10 protein-coding genes are annotated in these 14432 nt (G+C 72.0%); 2 read left to right on the forward strand and 8 right to left on the reverse strand.

What is annotated here, in order from left to right:
• Nucleotides 1-105 precede the first annotated feature (105 nt).
• On the reverse strand, nt 106-1686 hold the full coding sequence (locus tag O0S08_RS40765; protein WP_269034911.1) for an Ig-like domain-containing protein: 1581 nt from the start codon (nt 1684-1686) through the stop codon (nt 106-108).
• Nucleotides 1687-1742: 56 nt separating this feature from the next.
• On the opposite strand from O0S08_RS40765, the gene O0S08_RS40770 reads away from it, so the two are divergent.
• Complete coding sequence (locus O0S08_RS40770; protein ID WP_269034912.1) at nt 1743-2456, forward strand: hypothetical protein; 714 nt, start codon at nt 1743-1745, stop codon at nt 2454-2456.
• Between the two features lie 355 nt (nt 2457-2811).
• Here the strand turns inward: O0S08_RS40770 and O0S08_RS40775 are convergent, their stop codons facing one another.
• From O0S08_RS40775 to argS, 3 genes are all read right to left on the reverse strand, one after another.
• Nucleotides 2812-3387, reverse strand: coding sequence for a dienelactone hydrolase family protein (locus O0S08_RS40775; RefSeq protein WP_269034913.1), 576 nt, complete (start codon nt 3385-3387; stop codon nt 2812-2814).
• A 242-nt stretch (nt 3388-3629) separates the two neighbouring features.
• The gene (locus O0S08_RS40780; RefSeq protein WP_269034914.1) at nt 3630-4022 is read right to left on the reverse strand and encodes an MAPEG family protein; all 393 of its coding nucleotides are present in this window, start codon (nt 4020-4022) and stop codon (nt 3630-3632) included.
• Nucleotides 4023-4286: 264 nt separating this feature from the next.
• Nucleotides 4287-6098, reverse strand: a complete 1812-nt coding sequence (argS, locus tag O0S08_RS40785; RefSeq protein ID WP_269034915.1) for an arginine--tRNA ligase — start codon at nt 6096-6098, stop codon at nt 4287-4289.
• 81 nt (nt 6099-6179) lie between these two features.
• Here argS and O0S08_RS40790 point away from each other — a divergent pair, with 81 nt between their 5' ends.
• Nucleotides 6180-6323, forward strand: coding sequence for a hypothetical protein (locus tag O0S08_RS40790; RefSeq protein WP_269034916.1), 144 nt, complete (start codon nt 6180-6182; stop codon nt 6321-6323).
• Nucleotides 6324-6338: 15 nt separating this feature from the next.
• On the opposite strand, the gene O0S08_RS40795 is transcribed toward O0S08_RS40790, so the two are convergent.
• From O0S08_RS40795 to O0S08_RS40810, 4 genes are all read right to left on the reverse strand, one after another.
• Entirely contained in the window at nt 6339-8666 is a 2328-nt protein-coding gene (locus O0S08_RS40795) for a DUF4185 domain-containing protein (protein WP_269034917.1), read from the reverse strand.
• 102 nt (nt 8667-8768) lie between these two features.
• Nucleotides 8769-9638, reverse strand: a complete 870-nt coding sequence (locus O0S08_RS40800) for a CheR family methyltransferase (protein WP_269034918.1) — start codon at nt 9636-9638, stop codon at nt 8769-8771.
• Entirely contained in the window at nt 9631-12831 is a 3201-nt protein-coding gene (locus O0S08_RS40805; RefSeq protein WP_269034919.1) for a response regulator, read from the reverse strand. Before O0S08_RS40805 ends, O0S08_RS40800 begins: the two co-directional genes overlap by 8 nt.
• Nucleotides 12832-12839: 8 nt before the next feature.
• Entirely contained in the window at nt 12840-14423 is a 1584-nt protein-coding gene (locus O0S08_RS40810) for a response regulator (protein ID WP_269034920.1), read from the reverse strand.
• Nucleotides 14424-14432: the final 9 nt, after the last annotated feature.

Raw genomic sequence — 14432 nt, forward strand, 5'->3', positions numbered from 1 at the left:
AGGCCAGCAGGGCCATGTCTCTTCCGACATGGTCCGAAGACTCGCCTAGCGAGCAGCGCCAGCAGGCGCCATGGAGCCTGTCGCTTTCGACATGTTCCCGAGAACTCACCGCCGGCGCCGGCGCAGCCCGAGCAGCGCCAGCAGGCCCCACGCGGCCCCGGCCGGCGCGCCGTCCGACCGGCAGGCGCACGAGTCCTCGGCGTCGCTCCCGGCGGTCCCCTCGCTGCCCGTGCCCTCGCTGCCCGCGGAGGCGCCCTCGCTGCCCTCGCTCGCGCCGTCGGTCGCCTCGCCGGTGCTCGCGTCGCTGTCGCCCTCGCTCTCGCCCTCGCTCTCGCTCTCGCCCGCGCTGGTGGTCGGGGCGGCGGTGCCCTCGACGGTGATCGAGATCGTGTGCTCGGCGGTCTGGTCGGCCTGGTCCATCACCAGCGCGGTCAGCTCGTAGTTGCCCGGGGGCATGTTGCTGAGGGTGAACTCGAGCGCGGCGTTGTAGTCGACCACGTCGGCCACCAGCTCGCCGTCGTGCTCGACCATCAGCTTCCAGCCGTAGCCGCCGTAGTCGTCCCACGGCTCGAAGGTGACGGTCACGTCGTCGCCCTCCTGGAACACGGCGCCGTCGGCGGGCGCGGTGATGGCGATCTCCGGCGGCACGACGTCGGGCCCGGGCGGGGCGTAGATCGCCGACAGCGTCAGGGTGTCGTCCTGCAGCTCGCCGTCGTTGCAGTGACACTTGTTGACCCCCTGGCACGCGCCCGACTGGCCCTGGACGCTGATGATCGGCGTGCACTCGGCGCCGAAGCCCATGTCGATCGGCGCGTACGTGTCGTAGCCGAACGCCATCACCCGGTCGTTGCCCTCCGTGTGGCCGAGCCCCATCGTGTGGCCGATCTCCTGGCTCGCCACGTTGGCCTGGTTGCTCGTCGACTCGTTGTTGACGAACGCGTAGCAGACGTTGCGCAGCCCCAGGTCCTCGCAGTCGGCGCCCGGCGCCACCCCGCCCGACGGGCCGGCGACGGTGTCGCTGTAGTGACCGCCCATCATGATCATCACGTAGGGCAGCACCTTCGGCGGGCGCTCGAGGTAGACCACGCGCAGGGCCCAGGCGGCGAAGTCGGCCTGGACCGCCTGCGCGACCGCGATCGCCCGCTCCTCGCCGCCCGTGTACACCGGGTACTTCGAGCCGGTCTTGGCCAGCGCCGACCAGTTCTCGGCCGAGTTGTCGCCCATGCCGTTATAAAGGGTGCCGCCGGTGTAGTTCATGTAGATCGTGCCGCGGCGCGGGAACTCGGTGCCGAGGCGGAACTCGCCGGGGTAGATGCCCGCGGGGACCGCTTCGGGGTAGGCGCACAGCTCCTCGACGCCGGGCCCCTCGACCTTGCCTGCCGCGATCTCGGGGCGCGCAGCGAACGGCGAGATCACCGGCGCGCCCTCAGCCACTGCCTCGGGCACGACCATGCCGCCGAGCTGCACCCAACCCGGCGGCAGCGTGCCGGGCTCCTTCTCGACCACCGGCCGCCCCTCGTGCGCGGCCAGGTCCGAGAAGGTCGCGCCGGTCGCGGGCGCGGGCAGGAGCGGCACCGCGTTGACCGCACCAGGGCGGAAGTCGAGCACCACCGGCCGCGCATCGGGAGCGTACGGATTGGTCACCGCGGCAACGGCGAGCGTGAGGACCAGCAGCGAACTCGACATCCACCGATCGTAGTCGCGGATTGACCCTGCACCGCGGACCGCTACGATGAACCGCCGTGCGCGACCTCTCCCCCGTGCCACGACTGCGGGCGTTCGCGTCGGGTTTCGTCGCGACCGCGGCCGGGCCGTCGGGCGGTCAGGCGCGGCCCAACACGCGACGACCCCGAGTTCGGCGCAGCAATTACATCGCGCGGGTCGGCCTCGCGCTGGTGGTCGCGGGCACGACGATCGAGGCACGGGCGGCCGAACCCACGCCGGTCCCGGCGGCCCCGTTCCGCCGCCGCGGCGGTGAGCTGGGGCTTTTCGCCGACAGCAGCATCGCCAGTCAGCTGACGCTCGTCGGGGTCGGCGTTCGCGGCGGTTACTTCCTGCGCGAGAGCCTCGAGATCGGCGGCGAGCTGCAGGCGACGGTGCTGCTCGCGTCGCCGACCGACCCGTCGCAGCGGCCGCGCGCCGGCGATCCGGGCGCAGCCTTCCGCATCGCGCCGATGGTGCGGTGGATCCCCCTGCGCACCGAGACCTTCGCCGCCTATCTGCTCGCCGCCGTCGGTCCGCAGGTGCTCGGCACCCGCGGCGGGGTGGTCGGCCACGCGGTGGCGGCCCCCGGGGCGACCATCCACCTCGGCGGCCGCGTCTGGCTCGACCTGGCGATCCGCTTCTCCCTCAGCTTCCCCGGCGGCCGCTGCCGCGCCGCGTTCTCGGCCCCGGCCGCGCCCGGCTTCTGCGAGCTGCAATTCGGCCCGCAGCTCGGGCTACTCGCAGCCTTCTGAGATTTTTAAAAAGAGAAGGACATGCCCGAGTGCGCATGTTCTTCAGGTCATGCTCGAAAGGGCATGTCTTATAAAACATGCTCTCCTCGCCATCCAGCCTGGACCGCGCCCGGCTGGCCACCAGCGTCGGCCCTCCCACGGGCGCGATGCGACCCGGCCTCGCCGCCGCAGCTCGACGCTCCTGCCGAACCCGAAGTACGCCCTCCGCTGCGAGTCGCCAGTCGAGCTCGGGCTCTCCTGACCGACCTCGCCGCCTCGGCCCCGCTGGGGCGTTGCACGCCCTTCTACCGCCGCTCCGCGAGAACGCGGACCGGTTGAAGAGTCGAGCCGTCGCGGGTCGCGCGACGGGTGCCGATCAACGCGCGGCGAGGAAGTCGAGCACGCGGCGAGTCAGCAGCGCCGCCGCGGGCTCGTCGTACGAGGGCAGGCCGGCGTCGGCGAACAGGTGGCGGTCGCCGGGGTAGAGGAACAGCTCGGCGGACGCGACCGATCCGACGAGCGCCCGGGCGGCCTCGAGGTCGCCGTCGCCGACGAAGATCGGGTCGGCGTCCATGCCGTGGATCTGGACCGGGACGTCCGCGGGCCAGGACGCGGCGAACTCGGCGACCGGGACGCAAGCGTGGATCAGCAGCGCTCCGCGGGCCCCCGGCCGGGTCTGGGCCAACTTCTGCGCCGGCAGTACGCCCAGGGAGAAGCCGGCGTAGACGAGCCCGCGAGGCAAGGCGTCGGCGGCTCGCTGGCCCCGCTCGACGATCGCGCCGAAGCCGATCGCCTGGGCGTACGAGACGCCCTCGTCCAGACTGTCGAAGGTCCGGCCGTCGTAGAGATCCGGCGCATGCACGATGTGACCGGCCCGTCGTACCGCGTCGGCGAACGCGTAAAACCCGGTCGTCGCGCCCTGCGCGTGGTGAAACAGCAACACCTCGGCCATGCCGCTCCTCGTCGTGCGGGCGCGGCCTCCGTGGCAGCGCCGGTCACTGCCGACGATACCGGGATCGCCCTGCGAGGTCGAGCTCGCCGCCCCGGTGGGCTGCGGCCCCGCTCCGTCCCGAGCCCGGAGCGGGCGACGCATGCCCGACGAGATGTACGAAGGGACATGCCCTTTTTATAGTGTCCTTTGGAGCATGTTTTTGAGGACATGCTCTTCGCGCCAGGCACTCGACGGCGCCGGCGCTACGCCCAGGCCGGGCTGGCGAGCAACGCGAGGCTGGCGCCGAAGCCGACGCTCCACACCAGCGAGCGCGCGTAGTGGATGTCCGCGAGGTAGAGGGCCGGATAGACCAGGCGGGCGGCGATGTAGGCCAGCGCGAGGCAGTCGATCAGCGCGACCTTCGGGGCGGCGACCGTGGCCACCAGCACGCCGGCGGCGAACAGCGGGAAGCTCTCGATCTGGTTGGCGTGGACCGCCCGGGCCCGCGCACCCCAGCCGGTCAGGCGGTTCTGCTGCTCGCGCGGGTTGCGGTTGTCGTAGCCCCTGCCCTCGCGCGCCTGAGCGGCGGCCAGCGGAAACTTGCTCAGCGGATGGAGGAGCGCGGCGGCGAACAGGCACCAGAGAGCGACGGTCATGATGCGTGCGACGCTAACACGACGGCGTCTCGGCGACGCGCGGGCGATCCCTCGCGGAGCGCTGAGCGAACGCGTCCTTGCCCGCCAGCAGCGCGACGAGGCGACGACGTGCGAACGATCCCTCGCGGCCCGAACGAATACGTCCTCGCCCGTGAGCGGCCACCGAGGCGACCGGCGACGTGCGAACGTACCCTCGCGAGCTTGAACGAATACGGCCTCGCGCGCCGCCGACGAGGCCACGCGAGGTCCTTGCCGCGACCTCGGCTACATCCGCTTGGGCACGGAGATCCCGAGCACCGCCAGGGTCTCGCGCAGCGCGTGCACGAACGCGTGCACGAGGAGCAGGCGCGCCTGCAGCAGCGGGCCCTCGCTCGGCTTCACGCGGCAGTTCTTGGCGTTATAAAAGCTGTTGAAGGCGCTGCACAGCTCGTGGGCGTAGGTGCAGACGATGGACGGCCGCAGCTGCTCGGCGGCGGCGGCGAGGGCCTGCGGCAGGCGGTCGAGGGCGAGCAGCACCTCGCGCTCCTGCGGCTCCTGCAGGGTCGCGGCGGCGGCCTGGACGGCCGCCTCGCTGGCGAGGAGCGCGGGGTCGAGGGCCTTGTCGACCTCGGCGCACTCGCGGAGGATCGAGCCGGCGCGGGCGCCGGTGTACTGCAGGTAGGGGCCGGTGTTGCCGTCGAGCTTGAGCCAGGCCGCGAGGTCGAACACGATCTTCTGGTTCACGTCGCGGTTCAGCATCCCGTACTTGATCGCGCCGAGCGCCACGGTGCGCTCGGCCGCGTCGATCTCCTCGGCCGGCCACTCGCCCTCGAATTGGTGGAACCACATCTTGCGCAGGTGCGCCGTCATCTGCTGGCGCAGGCTGCGGAACAGCACCACGTTGCCCTTGCGCCCGGCCATCGGCCCGTCGGGCAGCTCGACCATCTCGTACGGCACGTGCTGGCAGCGCTCGGCCTGATAAAAGCCCATCTTCTTGAGGGTGAGGAAGACGTGGCGGAAGTGGTCGCTCTGGCGCACGTCGACGACGTAGACCGAGCGGTCGATGCGGTACTCCTCGAACTTGAGGCGGGCGAGCGCGAGGTCCTTGGTCGAGTAGAGGCTGGTGCCGTCCTGCTTGCGCAGCATGAAGAACGGCATGTGCTTGACCTCGTCGTTGACGACCCCGACGGCGCCGTTGGAGACGACGAACACGCCCCTGTCGAGGAACTCGGCGACCAGCTTGAGGCCCGGCTCGTCGACCTCGCTCTCGAAGAACACGCGGTCGAAGCCGACGTCGCACCACTTGTAGATCTCGGCGAACTCCTCGAGCGACCACTCGCGGGTCTCCTGCCACACGGCCATGATCTCCGGCTCGCGCGCCTCGAGGCGGTGGAGGATCTCCGAGGTGCGCGCCTTGGCCTGCTGCAGCTCGGCCGCGGCCGCGACGTCGCCGGCCTGCGCCTGGTCCTCCCAGGCGTCGAGCTGGTTGCTGGCCGCCGCATACAGCTCGCCCAGCCACTCGCCGCGGCGGTCGGCCGGCGGCGTGCGGTCGTGCAGGCGGTCGAGGTACCACCACAGGCACTTGGCGATGTGGGCGCCGACGTCGCCGAGGTAGTTGGCCGCGACCACGTCGTCACCGGCCACGCGCAGCAGCCGGACGAGCGAGTCGCCGAGGCAGAGGTTGCGCATGTGGCCGACGTGGAACGCCTTGTGCGTGTTGGGCTGCGAGAACTCGACCATCACCCGCACGCCGGTGGCCGGGCGCCGGACCGGCTCGCCGCGAGCGAGGCGCGGCAGGACGAGCGCGGCGGCGCGGCCGAGGTCGAGGGTGAGGTTGACGTAGGGGCCGGTCGCTACGGCCCTGGAGAAGAAGCCGGCCGGATCTGCGAGCCCCGCGGCGATCTCGGCGGCGATCTGCGGCGGGCCCTTGCGCAGGGCCTTGGCCAGCTTGAAGCACGGGAAGGCGAAGTCGCCGAGCGCGGGGTCCGGCGGGGCCGCGAGGCTGGCGGCGACCTCGTCCTCGGTGAGGCCGGCGGCGGCGGGGAGGACCGGGTGCAAGGCGCGGGCGACCGCGGCGGCGAGCGAGCCAGGTTGCATGGCCGGCGAGGGTAATCGCGCGCCCTGGCCCCTGCAACCGGGGCGCGCGCCGCGACGGGCCCGGCGTGGTAGAAGCAGGCCGTGGGCAACGTCTACGCGCTCGTCGCTTTCGGGCTCCTGTGGCTGGTGCTGGCCGCGTTCTTCGTCCTGCTCATCCGCACCCTCGTGATCCAGGCCGCGCGGCGCCGCAGCGGCGACCCGCGCGTGTGGGAACACGGGCTGTGAGTCGCCGATCGGCGCTCACTCCCAGTGGATCTCGACCAGCTGCAGGGCACCGCGGCTGCCCTCGAAGTAGGTGAGGTAGTCGACGGCGCCGCCGTCGCGCGCGAGCTCGGGGTGGAGCATGGCGTCCTGGATCCGCAGCTCCGCCTGCGGGTCGCGCGGCCGATACAGCTCGGCCGCCTCGGACCACGGGCCCGTGAGCTGCGGCGCGGTGCGCAGGACCACCGCCGGCTCCTCGCGGTCGGCGTAGACCGCCACGTAGGCGCCGGCGTGCGCGTTGAAGTGGACGCTCATCGCCCCCGCGCCGGCGAACACCTCCTCGGCGCGGCGCGGTGACGGCGACCACTCGCCGGCTTCGTACCAGCGCCAGGCCTCGCGCTCGAGCGCGTGCGCCAGCGGGGCGCGCAGCAGCGTGCAGGCGCCCCCCTTGCCGCCGCAGGCGAACGCGTGGACGTGCTCGTCCTCGGCGAGCGCGGCGGCGAAGCGCGGGCCGTCGGCGCCGAACAGCAGCGTCGGCTCGTCGCTGCCCTCGGCCACCTCCGGGCGGAACGGCCGGCCGGCGAGGTCGTCGCGCCACACTGCGATCGAGCTGCCGACGTGCTGGTTGTCGGCGTTGTCCGGGAACTGGATGACCTTGCGGTAGAAGATCAGCACGCGCTGCCGCTCGGGGTCGTGGACCATCGGACCTGGCCAAAGGGACACCCGCGGGCAGTCCCTGCCGAGGATGCACTCGCCGTCGTCGTGCTCGTACTTGTAGCTGCCCTCCTTGTCGTAAAACGGCAGCAGCTCGTCGTCGTCGGTCTCCTTCGGGGTCTGGTAGGCCGTGAACGGGTGCAGGCCGTCGCGCGCGTCGAAGTCGGCGGTCACTGCGCCGGCCGTGGTCGCGCCGTAGAGCCCGCGCTCGCTGCTCGCGGTGCGGAACGCCCAGAGTGCCTGGTCGCCGAGGGCGACGCTGTGACCGCCCTGGACGGTCGCCAGATCGGGCGCTCGCCGCAGCGGCAGGTCGCCGAGCGGCAGCGCCTCGCCCGCGCGCAGCGACGGCGCCTCGCCGCAGCCGCCGGCGGGCAGCGCCAAGAGACATGTCCCGGCGACCATGCTCGTTCGGACATGTCCTTTACGCCGCCGACGGCCGAGCGCGAGCAGGCCGAGCAGCAGCAGCCCGCCGGCGTCGGTCTCGGCGCTGCGGCAGCCGCAGCCGGCCGGGGCCAGGCAGGTGGCGGGCGGCTTCCAGCTGGCGTCGGCTTCGACGGTGTTGAACAGCGTGGGCTCGCGGGTGCCGGCCCACGTGAACTCGAGGTCGGCCGACAGGTCGCCGTGGCGGGCGCGGAGCACCAGCTCGCGCGGGCCGTCGCGGTCCTCGGGGGCGATGCAGTCGTCGGCCAGGGCGATCTGCTCCGGCAGCGTGTCGAAGGGCGCGGACGCCATGTTGCCGACCTCCGCCGACCACGTGAGCGGCAGGCCGATCACCCGATCACCGACGGCGTCGCGCGCGATGGCGCCGGCCGCGAGCGGCACCCCCGTGCGACCGATGAGCGGCGCGTCGGAGTCCTCGACGATGAGGATGGCGCCGGCCAGCTCGAGCGAGGTCACCGACTCGGCCTCCACGCCCGTCACGCGCGCGAGGGGCCAGCTGTGGCCGTCGAACTCGAAGGTCGCCTCCGACTCTGTGCCCGCGAACGTGACCAGATCGAGAACTTCACTGGGATAGGTGACCGCTGGTCGCCCGCGCGTGGTGGTCCAGGAGACCGCGGCCGCGGGCTCGGCCTGACGCGCGACGCTGAGCCCGGTGTCGCGCTCGAACAGGCCGACGCCGATCTCGACATCCTGACCGGCGACGAGCTTGAATTCGTAGGGCAGCACCTCGCGCCACTCGGCGCCGAGGACCGTGATCAGCGGATTTTCGCGGACCGAGTGACGCGCGGCCAGGCCGTCGAGCCAGGGTGACACGCGGGCCTCGGCCTGGTCGGGGCCGACGACGCGCATGTTCACGCGGTCGGGCGCCTGCCCCGGGGCGCCGCACGTCGGATCGACCGTCCACACCACCTCGCCGGGGGCCTCGGCGACGAAGCAGCCCTCCTCGTCGACCGCGATCGGGCCGCTGGCGTGGATGGCCGCGTCGCCGCAGGTCGCCTCGTCGGGGCAGGCCTCGCACCTCAGCTCGGGGCACAGCCGCGTGCCGGCGAGCACGAGGTACGGGGCCTCCCAATCCGTGTCGGCGAGGAAGTCGCCGCGGACCCGGAGGCCCTCGGCCGACAGGCGGAAGTCGCCGCGCTCGCTGACCATATACGGCGGGTCGCAGGCCGTGAACGTGACTGCACAGAATCCTATCAACCAAGCACGTCGCATATGCCGCCAGGATAACCGCGGTCCCCGGCGCTGTCGAAGCCGCCCGGCGATCTTTCTCGTCGGGCGAACACCGATTCGTGGGAGCGTGGCGAAATGCCACACTCAGGCGGCTCGGCGCAAATAGAGCCGTTCGCGGGCGTCGAGCGGCTCGTAGTCGTGCTCGTGCGGGGTGCCGATCAGCGCCTCCTTGCGCCCGAGCGCCAGCAGGCCGTCGTCGCTCAGGCTGGCGTGGAGCAGCCGGTGGACGCGGCCCTGGAGCTCGTTGTCGAAGTAGATCAGCACGTTGCGGCAGACGATCAGGTCGAAGCGCCCGGGCGACGGGTCGCTCCCCAGGTCGTGGCGGGCGAACGCGATGTTGCGCCGCAGCGACTGCTTGACGATCGCGCGGTCGTAGCGGGCGGTGTAATAGGCGGAGAAGTCGCCGTGCGCGCCCGAATGGAGGTAGTTGGCGGTGTACTCCTGCATCACCTCGATGGGGAAGATGCCGGCCCGGGCGCTGCGCACCAGCGCCTCGTTGACGTCGGTCGCGTGCAGCCGCGCGCGCTCGTACAGGCCCTCCTCCTCGAGCAGGATCGCCATGCTGTAGGCCTCCTCGCCCGTCGAGCAGCCCGCGTGCCAGATCCGCAGCTGCGGCCGCTCGCGCAGGCGCGGCACCACCTGCTCGCGCAGCGCCCGGTAGAAGCTCGGGTCGCGGAACATCGCCGTGACCCGCACCGACAGCGCCAGCCGCAGGCGCTCCATGCAGCCGACGTCGTGCAGCACGCGCTCCTGCAGGGCGGTGACGGTGGCGAGCTTCTCGGCGCGGATCTGGTTCCAGATCCGGCGCCGCAGGGAGGCGCGGGCGTAGCCGCGGAAGTCGAGGCCGTAGCGGCGGTGGATGGCCTCGAGCAGCAGGTCGAGCTCCAGCTGCTCGAGCTCGGACGCGGGCCGGAGCGCCGCGACCGAGAGCACGTGGATCGGCTCTTCAGCCATACAGCCACACCCGCAGCAGCGAGAGCAGTCGGTCGGGCTCGACGGGCTTGGTGATGTAGTCGGAGGCGCCGGCGCCGAGGCACTTCTCGCGGTCGCCTCGCATGGCCTTGGCGGTGAGGGCGATGAGCGGCAGCGAGGCGAACCGCGGGTCCTTGCGGATCTCTCGCATCGCCTCGTAGCCGTCCATCTCCGGCATCATGACGTCGAGCAGGACCGCGTGGATGTCGGGGTTGTCGCGCAGGATCGCCAGGCCGCGCCGGCCGTCCTCGGCGTAGAGCACCCGCATCTTGTGCCGCTCGAGGACGCTGGTGATGGCGAAGATGTTGCGCACGTCGTCGTCGACGACCAGCACCCGCTTGCCCGTGAACACCGGGTCGACGTCGATCTGCTGGGCGAGCAACGGGTGGCGCGTGGCCGGCAGGTCGGCCTCGACTCGGTGGAGGAACAGCGCCGCCTCGTCGAGCAGGTGCTCGAGCGACTGCGGGCTCTTGACGATGATCGCCTCGGTCATGCGCTCGAGCTCGCGCTCATCCTCGGCGCTCAGCGACTGGCCGGTGTGGACGATGATCGGCAGCTCGCGCAGGCGGGCGTCGCGGCGGACGGCGCAGATCATCTCGAAGCCGGACATCGCCGGCAGGCCGAGGTCGATCACGGCGCAGTCGAAGTGGCGCTCGCGCAGCAGCGCGAGGCCCTCCTCGGCGCTGCGGACGGCGGTGACGTCGACGTCGCCGTCGCCGAGCAGCTCGACGAGGGCGTCGCGCTGGAGCGGGTCGTCCTCGACGACGAGGAGGCTGCGGACGCGGCGCTCGACGAAGCCCTTGACGTCGGCCAGCGCGGCGGCCAGCGCCTCGCGCGAGACGGGCTTCGGCAGGAAGGCCAGCGCGCCCTGCTTGAGCGCCTTGTTGCCGGCGTCGGCCTCGGTGCCGGAGATCAGGTGGACGGGGATGTGGCGGGTGCGGGGGTCGTGCTTGAGGCGGTCGAGGACGGTCCAGCCGTCGAGGCCGGGCAGGTCGAGGTCGAGGGTGATGGCGTCGGGCTTGACGTCGCGGGCGAGCGCGAGGCCGTCGTCGCCGCGCAGGGCGACGAGGCCCTTGAAGCCCTTCTCGCGCCCGAGGTCGAGGATCAGGCGGGCGAAGGTTGGGTCGTCTTCGATGACGAGGAGGGTGCGGTCGCCGGGGACGATGCGCTCGCGGTCGTCGCGGAGGAGCGCCGGCGAGGACCCGTCGGGCGCGTCGTCGGCCGGCAGGCGCAGGGAGTTGGCGCCGAGCACGGCCTCGGGGGTCGGCGGGATCAGCAGGGTGAAGGTGCTGCCGGCGCCCGGGGCCGAGCGCACCATGATCTCGCCGCCGAGCAGGCGGGCGATCTCGCGGCTGATCGAGAGGCCGAGGCCGGTGCCGCCGTACCTGCGGCTGGTGGTGCCGTCGGCCTGCTGGAACGCCTCGAAGATGATGCGCTGCTTGTGCGGCGGGATGCCGATGCCGGTGTCGGTGACCGAGAACGCGATCACCTGGCCCGAGCGGCCCTGGCTGTCGGGCGCGACGTCGATGCGCAGGTCGACCTTGCCCTTGTCGGTGAACTTGAAGGCGTTCGACAGCAGGTTCTTCAGCACCTGCAGGAGCCGCCGCGGGTCGGTGTAGATGACGGCGGGGACGTCGGCGGCGACGTGGATCTCGAAGGCCAGCCGGCGGGTCTCGGCGACCGGGCGGAAGCTGCGCTCGACCTGGTCGCGCAGGCCCTCGATCATCAGCTCGTCGATGTCGATGCCCATCGTGCCGGACTCGATCTTCGACAGGTCGAGGATGTCGTTGATCAGCGACAGCAGCTCGGAGCCGGCGCTGTGGATCGTGCGGGCGAACTCGACCTGCTTGGCGTCGAGGTTGCCCTCGGGGTTGTCGGCCAACAGCTGCGCCAGGATCAGCAGGCTGTTCAGCGGCGTGCGCAGCTCGTGCGACATGTTGGCGAGGAACTCGGACTTGTACTTCGAGGACAGGATGAGCTGCTGCGCCCGCTCCTCGAGGTCGAGCTTGGCCCGCTCGATGTCGCGGTTGTTGCGCTCGACCTCGAGGTTCTGCTGCTGCAGCAGCTCGCTCCGCTCCTCGAGCTCGCGGTTGGTCTGCTGCAGCTCCTCCTGCTGCAGGCGCAGCCGCTCCTCGCTGGCCTGCAGGGCGAGCGCCTGCTGCTCGAGCCGGCGGTTGGTGGCGGTGAGCTCGCGCTGCTGGCCGCGCAGCTCCTCGGCGAGCGACTGCGACTGGGCCAGCAGCTGCTCGGTGCGGGCGCTGGCGGCGAGGGTGTGGAGGACGACGCCGATCGAGTCGGTAACCTGGTCGAAGAAGGCGAGGTGGATGTCGCCGAAGGCGTAGAAGGAGGCGAGCTCGACGACGGCCTTGAGCTCGCCCTCGAAGGCGACCGGGAGGACGACCACGTTGCGCGGGATGGCGTCGCCGAGGCCGGAGCCGATCCGCAGGTAGCCCGCGGGGACGTCGGTCAGCAAGATCCGCCGCTGCTCGAGCGCGCACTGACCGACGAGCCCCTCCCCCAGCTGCACGACCTCGCGGAGGTGCTCGGCCGGCGCGGCCCAGCTCGACGCCAGCCGCAGGCGCCGCGGCTCGGGGTCGCCGGGCTCGCCGCCCTCGACGACGTAGAAGAGGCCGAGCTGGGCCCGCACCAGCGGGGTCAGCTCGCGCAGCACCAGCGCGGCCAGCTCGGCGCGATCGCGGTGGCCCTGGAGCAGCCGGGTGATGCGCGCGAGGTTGGTCTTGAGCCAGTCCTGCTCGTTGTTCTTGCGGGTGGTGTCGCGCAGGTTGGCGATCAGCAGGCCGATGCTGTGGGCGAGCACCCCGAATTGGCCCCGCGCGTCGCTGGGGATGCTGCGGGTGAGGTCGCCCTCGGTGACCGCGACGACGACGTCGGCGAGCGCCCCGATCTGCTGGCCGAGGTTCATGACCATGCTGTCGACCTTGTCGGTCGGGGTGATGCCGCCGACGTGGGCGACCTCGGCGCGCGCGCGGTCGAGGTCGCGGATGAGCCGGCGGTTCTGGTCGAGCATCTCGTTGCAGGCGGCGTAGAGCTCGCCGACGGGGCCGGGCTCGCCCGCGGGCAGGCGGCGCGAGGGGTCGAGGGAGCGCAGGGTCTCGAGCAGCGGCCGCAGTTCGGGGGCTTCGGCCAAACTACGCGGCAAGGTGACTCGCGACATGGAGGACTCTACGTGGCGAGCAGCCGGAACAGATCGTCGAGGTCGATCGGCTTGACGAGGTGGGCCATGAAGCCGGCCTCGAGCGAGCGCCGGCGATCTTCGGGCTGACCGTAGCCGGTCATCGCCACCAGGCGCGTGCGCATGTCGGGCTCGGACTGGAGGATCTGGGCGACGCGGTAGCCGTCGAGGCCGGGCAGGCTGATGTCGATGAGCGCGAGCTCGGGGTGCGCGGAGCGGATCCGCTCGAGCCCTTCGTGTCCGCTCTCGGCGACCTCGACGCGGTGCCCGAGCAGCTCGAGCTGGTCGGCGAGCGTGGCCCGGATGTCGGGGTTGTCGTCGACGATGAGGATGTGACGCGAGAGGTCGGGCGCGACGGCCTCGCGCGGGGCGGCGACGGCGACCGGGGCGCCGGCGAAGACCGGCAGGCGGACCACGAACTCGGCGCCCTGGCCCTCGCCGCGGCTGTGCGCCGACACGCTGCCGCCGTGCAGCTCGGCGAGGCGCTTGACCATGGCCAGGCCGACGGCGAAGCCGCCCTCGGCGCGGTCGCGGGCGCGGTCGTTGTGGACGAAGAGCTCGAAGATCCGCGGCAGCACCTCGGGGCGGATGCCTCGCCCGGGATCGCGGACGCGGAACTCGAGCTCGTCGCCGTCGCGCGCGACCGTGAGGGTGATCGCGCCGCCGGGGTCGGTGCAGCGGGCGGCGTTGTTGAGCAGGTTGACCAGCATCTGCGCGACGCGGTCGGGGTCGGCGACCAGCTCGAGCCGGCCCTCGGGCAGCTGGACGTCGAGGCGGTGCTGACGAGCGCTGAACAGCGGTTGGCTCATCTGCGCCGCCTGCTGGATGACGGCCGCGACGTCGATGCTCTGCAGGTGCAGCTCGATGGTGCCGGCGGTGTAGCGCGAGGCCTCGAGCAGGCCGTCGACCAGGCGGACGAGGTGCTGGACCTGGCGCTCCATGGCCTGGCGGGCGCGCTCGAGCTGGAGGGTGCCGGGCTGGGCGCGGCGCAGGGTCTCGAGGGCGGTGGCGATCGGCGTCAGCGGGTTGCGCAGCTCGTGCGCCATGACGGCCATGAACTCGTCCTTGCGACGGTCGGCCTCGGCGAGCACCTGCGCGCGGGCCTCGAGCTCGGCGACGGCGAGGCGGCGCTCGTGGGCCTGGCGCTCGGCGACCCGCAGCTGCTCGGCCTGGCGGCGGACTTCTTCTGTCTTTCGGTACAGGTCGGCGAACACCGCGACCTTGGAGCGCAGGATCTCGGGGACGATCGGCTTGAACAGGAAGTCGACGGCGCCGAGGGCGTAGCCGCGGTGGACCTGAGTGTCGCTGCGGTTGAAGGCGGTGAGGAAGATGATCGGGATCCGCCGCGAGCGTTCGCGGCCGCGGATCATGGCCGCGGTCTCGAAGCCGTCCATGTCCGGCATCTGGATGTCGAGGATGATGAGCGCGAAGTCCTGCTCCAGCAGGCACTTGAGGGCGTCGACGCCGGACCGCGCCTTGACGAAGCGCGCGCCGATGTCCGACAGCAATGCCTCGAGCGCCAGGAGGTTGTTCGGGTTGTCGTCGACCAGCAGGATGTCTACGGGCGCTTCCACCGGGTGTGC

Origin of the sequence: Nannocystis punicea (assembly GCF_026965555.1) — a bacterium.
Lineage (GTDB): Bacteria > Myxococcota_A > Polyangia > Nannocystales > Nannocystaceae > Nannocystis > Nannocystis punicea.